Source organism: Kiloniella litopenaei (assembly GCF_000982415.1).
Lineage (GTDB): Bacteria > Pseudomonadota > Alphaproteobacteria > Kiloniellales > Kiloniellaceae > Kiloniella > Kiloniella litopenaei.
This window is the reverse complement of the sequence record NZ_LANI01000029.1, coordinates 61,013-68,910: the sequence shown is the minus strand read 5'-3', so window position 1 is coordinate 68,910 and position 7,898 is coordinate 61,013. Positions and strand designations below refer to the sequence as shown.

The 7,898-nt window shown below is 52.6% G+C and carries 6 protein-coding genes; all 6 read left to right on the top strand.

Features of this window, described 5'->3' with window-relative positions:
• The first annotated feature begins 410 nt into the window (after positions 1 to 410).
• Positions 411 to 578, top strand: coding sequence for an MbcA/ParS/Xre antitoxin family protein (locus WH95_RS21885; protein WP_204247828.1), 168 nt, complete (start codon positions 411 to 413; stop codon positions 576 to 578).
• A gap of 146 nt (positions 579 to 724) precedes the next feature.
• Positions 725 to 901, top strand: coding sequence for a hypothetical protein (locus WH95_RS17580; RefSeq protein WP_204247827.1), 177 nt, complete (start codon positions 725 to 727; stop codon positions 899 to 901).
• Positions 888 to 2,426, top strand: coding sequence for a type I restriction-modification system subunit M (locus WH95_RS17575; RefSeq protein ID WP_046509658.1), 1,539 nt, complete (start codon positions 888 to 890; stop codon positions 2,424 to 2,426). The genes WH95_RS17580 and WH95_RS17575 overlap by 14 nt, the downstream gene beginning before the upstream one ends.
• Positions 2,423 to 3,589, top strand: coding sequence for a restriction endonuclease subunit S (locus WH95_RS20775; protein WP_052742124.1), 1,167 nt, complete (start codon positions 2,423 to 2,425; stop codon positions 3,587 to 3,589). Before WH95_RS17575 ends, WH95_RS20775 begins: the two co-directional genes overlap by 4 nt.
• A 1-nt stretch (position 3,590) precedes the next feature.
• Complete coding sequence (locus WH95_RS17565; protein ID WP_046509657.1) at positions 3,591 to 4,430, top strand: hypothetical protein; 840 nt, start codon at positions 3,591 to 3,593, stop codon at positions 4,428 to 4,430.
• A complete protein-coding gene (locus WH95_RS17560; protein WP_046509655.1) occupies positions 4,427 to 7,837 on the top strand; it encodes a DEAD/DEAH box helicase family protein in 3,411 nt (1,136 codons plus the stop codon). The genes WH95_RS17565 and WH95_RS17560 overlap by 4 nt, the downstream gene beginning before the upstream one ends.
• The last annotated feature ends 61 nt before the right edge of the window (positions 7,838 to 7,898 follow it).

Here is a 7,898-nt window from a genome sequence, read left to right as displayed (position 1 = left end):
CTTTCCATCATTTTATAATCAAACGAAAGGCAGGTGGCGCCTTACATCGTTATGGCTACAAAGTCATAGATGAAGACGGTCTCACAGTTCTGGAAGGTGAGTATGATGATGCTCATCCATCCGTTGTCAAAAGGGTTTTAAAAGACTGCCTATATATGATGGAGGACTGAGGTCGTCAAATCCACTAACAACTCCCTCTGGGAGGAAAGCTGGAGGGAGTTGTTATGTTCTAAATATATTACAGAGGGAAAATTATGAGTGAGATGCAGAAGGCAGTACGGAGCCTGTTTGAGAAATGACAGCTGAGCGATCATGACGTTGCTGAAGTTCTGGGACTTCCAAGTGAGGAATATGAATTATTTAAAGCTGGGGAGCTGGATAAACCAGAACTCGGGCTGAAGTTCACGGAGTTGTTCCGGGTACACAGAGCTCTGCGGATCATCTTTAAAGAGCCAGGGAGAGGCTATGAATGGATCGTAAGCCCGAATGCTAGCTTTGGTGGAGAAACTGCTCTAGAGATTATGGAAACGGATATAGGGCGGGTGAAGGCTTATCTCGAGGCGGAGGCCGATGGATGACTGTGACATGATAGTTCCGTCCCTTTAGCCCTGTTTGCAGAACGTGGAAAGTCTGGCTTCTCCACCTGCACCGAACATTGCGCATTCTTCACTTTCAAAATATGTAACCATTGGTTACATTTATCACCATGAAGAAGGACGTTGGCATGCGGGTCCGAGTTGGTCGCGAATTGCGCGATGAATTCCTTGCTGCGTGTCAATCTGATGACAAGCCAGCCGCACAGGTGATCCGTGAATTCATGCGGGCGTACGTGACTGGCTGCATCGGACCTTCTCGCAATAACAAACCGACCGAGGGCGAGGAAGAACATGCTGACAGGTGAAATTCGAAACAAGGTAGACCAAATCTGGAATGCGTTTTGGTCGGGTGGTGTTTCGAACCCGCTCTCCGTGATTGAGCAAATCACCTATCTCCTGTTCATCAAGCGGCTGGACGATCTGCACACCCTTGAGGAAAGCAAAGCGGAAACGCTCGGCATCGCGATTGAGCGGCGGATATTCCCCGAGGGCAACGACGACAAAGGCCGCGCTTACGAGGACATGCGCTGGTCACGCTTCAAGAATTTCGAAGCCCGCGAAATGATGGCCGTGGTCGATGAGCACGTCTTTCCTTTCCTCAGGCAGCTTGGCGAAGAAGGTTCCAGCTACGGTCAGCACATGAAGGATGCCCGCCTCGGTTTCTCTAGCCCGTCGCTTCTGTCCAAGGTAGTCGAGATGCTCGACCAAATCCCGATGGATGACCGCGACACCAAGGGCGACCTCTACGAATACATGCTCGGCAAGATCGCCAGCGCCGGTCAAAACGGCCAGTTCCGCACGCCGCGCCACATCATTCAGTTGATGGTCGAGCTGACCGCTCCGACACCCGATGACGTGATCTGTGACCCTGCCTCGGGCACCTGCGGGTTCCTGGTCGCAGCGGGGGAGTATCTGCGAACCAACCATTCCTCACTCTTCAGAAATGAAAAGCAACGCGCGCACTTCCACAACGAGATGTTCCACGGCTTTGACTTCGACCCGACCATGTTGCGCATCGGCGCGATGAACATGGTCTTACACGGTGTCGAGGATGCCGATGTCTCCTACCGCGATAGTCTCGCTGAAGAGCACAACGCCGATGCGGGTAAGTATTCTCTGATCCTCGCCAATCCCCCATTTGCGGGCTCGCTGGACTATGACAGCACCGCTAAGGACCTTCAGAAGATCGTTAAGACGAAGAAGACAGAGCTTCTGTTTGTCGCGCTCTTCCTGCGCTTACTGAAGACAGGCGGTCGGGCTGCCGTCGTCGTGCCCGATGGCGTGCTGTTTGGCTCCTCCAAGGCGCACAAGGAAATCCGCCGCATGCTCGTCGAGGATCACAAGCTCGATGCTGTGATCAAGCTGCCGTCTGGTGTCTTCCGCCCCTATGCGGGCGTCTCGACAGCGATCCTTGTCTTCACCAAGACGGGCGTCGGCGGCACCGATCACGTCTGGTTCTATGACATGCAGGCTGACGGCATCTCCCTCGACGACAAACGCACGCCACTTTTACCACCCGAAAAGCTCGGGCCGGTTCCGACTGAGGCGCTGAGCGATGAGGAGCACGAAAAGAACAACTTGCCTGACCTTCTGAAGAGGTGGTCCGAGAAGGACGAAACCGAGTGTGATAACCCACGCACGGCGCAGAGCTTCTGCGTACCGCTCGCGGATATCGCCACCGCCGACTACGACCTTTCGCTTAACCGTTACAAGGAGGTGGAGCATGAGGATGTCGAGCATCAACATCCGACGGACATAATTGCAGAACTTCGTGCTATCGAAAGCGAAATTAGTGATGGGCTCTCCCAGCTGGAGGAGATGCTGGGATGACAAGCAGGAATCTCCCAATCGATGACTGTTTTGAGTTCGTTCGGAATGGCATGAATATTCGCCAATCTAAGGAAGCAAATGGACTCCCGGTAACTCGCATAGAAACCATTTCAGATGGATCAATTGATCTAACTCGAGTGGGTTATGCTGGGCTTGAAGAGCGCGATGCCGAAAAGTGGATTCTTCAAACTGGTGATATTCTTTTTAGTCACATCAATAGCGTAGAGCATGTCGGAAAGTGTGCGCTCTATGAGGGCTCCCCAACACCCCTCGTTCACGGTATGAATCTTCTTTGCTTGCGCCCAAAGAAGGAAATCCTCTATCCACCATATGCAAAATGGACGCTCAAGAGCAGCTTGTTTCGATCCAAGATCCTTCCATTCATCAATAAGGCCGTGAATCAAGCAAGCCTCTCGACCAAAAACTTGAAATCGATTGAAATGCAGCTCCCGCCGCTTGATGAGCAGAAGCGGATTGCGGCGATCCTGGATCAGGCGGATGCGCTGCGCGGCTTGCGCCAGCGCGCCATTGCTCGCCTTAACACTTTGGGGCAGGCAATCTTTCATGACATGTTTGGCGATAGCACCAAAGCTCAAAGAATGCCCTTGGGCGATGTCATTAATATCCGCTCGTCGCTTGCTGACCCAAAACTGCCGGAATACCGAGAATTGCCGCACGTCGGACCCGAACACATTTCCTCTGGGTCTGGAAGGATTTCTTGGGAGCGTGTGGTTAGCTGCCAAGAGGACGGCGTGACGAGCGGGAAATATGTATTTGAAGAAGGCGACATCATTTACAGCAAAATTCGACCTTACCTTGATAAAGTTGCTATAGCAGACCGCAAAGGGATGTGCAGCGCGGATATGTATGCGCTAAACTGCAAAAAAGAGCATACCTTACCTTCATTTGTTCATTTCGCTTTGGGCACATCTGATTTCCTGTCTTATGCGGCCCAGTCATCAGGCCGCGCGAATATCCCGAAAATAAATAGAAGGCAGTTGCTGGGATATCCAATACCGTTGCCATCCTTGGGCGCGCAGCGAGAATTTGAGAGTAAGATTCAGAAGCTTGAAGAATTTCGGAAGATCGCTGAGAGGCATTCAAGGCGTACAGAGTCACTGTTCGCATCGCTTCAAAGCCGTGCTTTTAGAGGGGAACTCTGAAATGAAGGGTGAGTTCTCAGGTGTTTGGTCGGAGATGTGGCGCAAGGTCTGGAAGAAGCTTTCGGATCATCGTGATGCACCTGACGACTTGTTCTGCGAACTCTATAGAGAACTTGAACGCTCTTTTGTCACCCGCCTCGATCCGGCGACTGAGCTTGCCAATATTATTGATGATCAGGAACAGGCGCGCATTGCATTTCGAAGCACCAAGGTCTTTAAGGTCGACGGCGAGGCTGGCATTGTGAAATTCCTTGAGCGCGCCCACGAAGCGCTTGAAGAATTGGGCTATCCGCAACTCATCGACCGTTATTTCGAGCTCGTCGCCGACTTCATCCAGACGTATAGCCTACGCTACGAGTTGCGGCGTCCATTCACGCTGCACCCAACGCTTCCAGGAGTGTTTGCCAAGCTCTTCAATGATTTGCGGACAACGACCCAGCAAGATGCTGCTCTCAACATGGCTATGCATGAGTTTGAGGAATCTGTTCGAGACTTGCGAAATGGTCAGAGCAGTGCTCGCATTAAGACCTGCATTCACAAGCAGATGAATTTGCTGGAGGTGATCGCTGGGCAGTGCCCAGGTGTGACTGCGGGTTCTCTCGGGGCAATGTGTGACCAGGTTGATACGTGGCCGCATGCCACAATACGTGAAGCGATGAAGAAGCTCTATGGTTTTGGCTCCGATTACCCTGGGATTCGCCATGGCGGCAATCCAGCTAGCGCTCTCCGCGACATTGAGATGCGGGATATGGTAGCCGTTTCTGTTTTACTCGCAGGATTTGCCCCTTACCTGAGCGACCGTCTTGATCCCTCGAAAATCTATGCGGGGGGTGATGCATGAGCCAGTTCGTCTTCCTTCGGTCTGAGTTTGCTCCCGTTTTTTCACATGCTCAAAAGGCCGAGAACCTAGCGCTATCTGATCCGCGAGGAGCGTGCTTCTACGCTCGGCTGAGTTTGGAGACGGCCATCAAATGGATGTATGAATCCGATCCGTCGCTTCGCACCCCCTATGATCACGCCTTGTCCGCGCTCATTCATGAACCGAGCTTTCGGAAACTTGTGGGCAATGCTCTTGTTACCAAGGCGAAGCTGATCAAGGACCTCGGCAATCGTGCTGTCCATGATAGCCACAAGAAGATCAGCGAGCAGTCATCGATCACTTCGCTGCGCGAGCTTTTCCATTTCTCTTACTGGCTGGTGCGCACTTACGCCAAGGGCGCGAAGCCCGCCGCCGATATTCAGTTTGATTCGAACGGTCTTCAGAATACACTCACCATAACGGCAAGCACTGTCCAGCAGATTAAGAAGATGCGCGAGGATTTCGATGCGCGCGAGAAGGCACTGGAGCAAGAGCAGGCAGCGCGGCTTGCGACCGAGGCTGAACGCGAAAAACTCAATGAAGAGATCAAGCGCCTTCAGGCCGAGATTGCGGCAACTAAGAAGGCCAACCAAGCCGCGCCTGATACCCATGATTACAACGAAGAGAAGACCCGTGATGCATTCATCGACCTACTCTTACATGAGGCAGGGTGGCCGCTCGACCAAGAGCGTGATCGCGAGTTTCCTGTTTTCGGTATGCCGAACAGCACGGGAGAGGGCTTCGTAGACTATGTTCTTTGGGGCAATGACGGGAAACCGCTCGGACTCGTTGAAGCCAAGCGGACCAAGAAGGACTCCCGCGTGGGCCAGCAGCAGGCAAAGCTATATGCTGATTGTCTCGAAGAGCAGCTCGGGCAGCGTCCGGTAATCTTCCTGAGCAACGGCTATGAGCACTGGCTCTGGGACGATACGCGATATCCGCCCCGGCCCGTTCAGGGCTTTTACAAGAAGGCTGAGTTGGAGCTACTGCACCAGCGCCGTTCAAGTCGAAAAAATCTTACTAAGGTGAAAATCGATACCGATATTGTAGAGCGGTTTTACCAGACCCGAGCAATTCGCCGTGTTGGCGAAGCGTTCGAGAAAGACCATTTGCGTAAATCTTTGTTGGTTATGGCGACAGGTTCAGGCAAGACCCGCACCGTGATCGCCCTGACAGATCAGCTCATGCGGGCGAATTGGGTAAAGCGGGTGCTTTTCCTTGCAGACCGAATTGCCCTCGTGAACCAAGCCCACGCCGCTTTTAAGTCGCACTTACCGTCTGCGCCGAGTGCAAACCTCCTTCAAAAGCACGATCCTAAGAAAAACGACCACAACGGCGCGCGGATTTGTCTTGCGACCTATCCGACCATGATGGGGCTGATCAACGAGGTGGAAGACGGGGCGCGGCGTTTCGGGCCAGGCCACTTCGATCTGGTGGTCATCGATGAGGCGCACCGCTCAGTTTATCGCAAATACCGCGCCATCTTCGAGTATTTTGACAGCTTCCTGGTCGGCCTGACGGCTACGCCCCGCGATGAAATTGACCGCGATACTTACTCGCTCTTCGAGCTTGAGAAAGGCGTACCGACTGACTCCTACGATCTTGATGAGGCTGTGGCTGACGGCTTCCTTGTTCCGCCGCGCGCCGTGTCAGTGCCTCTGAAATTCCAGCGAGAAGGGATCAATTACGACGATCTTTCCGAAGAGGAAAAGGAAGCATGGGATGCACTTGAATGGACAGAGGATGGCGAAGAACGGCCCGATAGGGTTGAAGCGTCAGACCTCAACAAGTGGCTGTTCAACACAGATACCGTGGACAAGGTGCTGGAGCACCTGATGACCAATGGCTTGAAGGTCGAGGAAGGTGATCGTCTCGGAAAATCGATCATCTTCGCCAAGAACAGCAAGCACGCCAGGTTCATCGCTGAACGCTTTGACAAGAACTATCCTCATCTCAAGGGGCAGTTTGCGCAGGTCATCGACTACAGCGTCGATTACGCGCAGTCTTTGATTGATGACTTCTCCGATCCGAAGAAGCCTCCGCACATCGCTATCTCAGTCGATATGCTGGATACGGGAATCGACGTTCCTGAGGTTGTAAACCTCGTCTTCTTCAAAATCGTACGTTCAAAAACGAAGTTCTGGCAGATGATCGGACGCGGAACGCGCCTGTGCCCTGATCTCTTCGGGCCTGACATGCACAAAGAGAACTTTCTGGTTTTTGACTTCTGTCAGAACTTCGAGTTTTTCAATCAAAACCCGAAAGCCAGCGATGGTGCTCTCGCACCTTCAATCAGCGAAAAGCTGTTTGTTGCCCGAGTTGATCTCATGGATGAGATTGCGAAGAGCGAAGAGGGAGCCGATGTTGAGTTAGTTGATTTGAAGGACTCGATAGAGCAGCGCCTCTTTGACGAAGTGATTGGCATGAACGTCGATAACTTCATCGTTAGGCCGAAGCGACGCTATGTTGAAAAGTATCAAGCGCGTGCCGCTTGGAGCGACCTGTCTATCGAGAACCGCCTAGAACTCACTGAGCACATCGCCGGTCTGCCAAGCTCACTCAAGGACGATGAACTCGAAGCGAAGCAGTTCGACTATTTGGTTCTGTTGGCGCAGCTTGCGCTACTCCGTTCAGATGTCACGCTCGCCAAGTTTCAAAAGCGTATTCAGGAGATAGCTTCGTCCCTCGAAGAGCTCGGCAATGTGCCGATGGTCGCAGCTCAGATGAACCTGATCCTTGAACTCCAAACGGATGAGTATTGGGAGGACGTGACCCTGCCAATGCTTGAAGAGGTGCGACGTAAGCTGCGCAGTCTCGTAAAGCTCATCGAACCCGCCTCCCGAAAGATCGTCTACACCGATTTTCAGGATGAGATAGGTGAGGGCAGCGATGTTGTCTTGCCCGACATCGGGAATGGCACTGACAAAGCCAGATTTATGATGAAAGTCCGGCATTTCTTGGAGCAGCACGGAGAACACATTGTCCTCCAAAAACTGAGGCGTAACGAGCAACTCACTAGTCAGGACATTGGCGAGCTTGAGCGCATCTTTCTTGAAGAAGGCGTGGTGGAAGACACCGAACTTTCGCGTATTCGAGGTGAAGGTGGGCTCGGGCTCTTCATCCGCTCGCTCGTCGGCTTGGATCGCGAGGCCGCAAAGAAAGCTTTCTCGAACTTCCTTGACGGAAAAGTGCTCTCTTCGAACCAGATAGAATTTGTTGATCTCATCATTGACCACCTGACGGAACGCGGTGCTATGGACCCGCGCAGATTGTATGAAAGCCCATTCACTGACATCGATGACCAAGGCGTGAGCGGCGTCTTCGAGATCGGTCAGGTAAAGGCGCTCGTCCAGGTTCTCAAGGATGTAACCGCAAGGGCGGTAGCGTGATAAGACTTCCAGAATACTCCAAGGCGTTTTTTGCAGTGATTGGTTTAAGTGCTGAACAACA

What these genes read in the sequence shown, in the direction of transcription:
- WH95_RS20775 (WP_052742124.1), top strand. Translation starts at nt 2,423, where the DNA reads ATGACAAGCAGGAATCTCCCAATCGATGACTGTTTTGAGTTCGTTCGG.
- WH95_RS17560 (WP_046509655.1), top strand. Translation starts at nt 4,427, where the DNA reads ATGAGCCAGTTCGTCTTCCTTCGGTCTGAGTTTGCTCCCGTTTTTTCA.
- WH95_RS17575 (WP_046509658.1), top strand. Translation starts at nt 888, where the DNA reads ATGCTGACAGGTGAAATTCGAAACAAGGTAGACCAAATCTGGAATGCG.
- WH95_RS17580 (WP_204247827.1), top strand. Translation starts at nt 725, where the DNA reads ATGCGGGTCCGAGTTGGTCGCGAATTGCGCGATGAATTCCTTGCTGCG.
- WH95_RS17565 (WP_046509657.1), top strand. Translation starts at nt 3,591, where the DNA reads ATGAAGGGTGAGTTCTCAGGTGTTTGGTCGGAGATGTGGCGCAAGGTC.